This is a genomic window from Mesorhizobium sp. M3A.F.Ca.ET.175.01.1.1, assembly GCF_004791945.1.
Classification (GTDB): domain Bacteria; phylum Pseudomonadota; class Alphaproteobacteria; order Rhizobiales; family Rhizobiaceae; genus Mesorhizobium.
Window position 1 is genome coordinate 1 of record NZ_SRTP01000259.1, and the last position, 318, is coordinate 318.

A 318-nucleotide genomic window follows, 5' to 3' on the forward strand; every position below is an offset into this window, starting at 1 on the left:
CAGCGCAAGCATGGCGCGGAGGTGCTTTTCGTGCTGGGCCCGTCCTTCGCGGTTGTTTTCGCCGGGATAGCGGTTCTGCTCCCAGTCCTGCTTCATCCACGATACGATCAGCTCGTCGTCGACCTTCGGCGCCTTGCCACCCAGCATCAGGTAGATCTTCAGTGGCTCGTCGAGTGCGATCGGATCGGCCATCCTGGCCTGGATCGTCCGCTCGGCCTGCACCAGCAACCGCGAGCGGAAGGTCCGCTCCAGCGCCTGCCGGTAGGCGGTCTTGGAGGCCGACAACAGCCTCTCGCGTTGGCTGAGCCCGAACGTCTC

1 protein-coding gene is annotated in these 318 nt (G+C 64.8%); it reads right to left on the reverse strand.

Translation table 11 applies throughout. The features are described 5' to 3' along the window. The coding region (locus tag EN818_RS31560; RefSeq protein WP_135906710.1) for an ImcF-related family protein at positions 1-318 on the reverse strand (318 nt) is incomplete at both ends.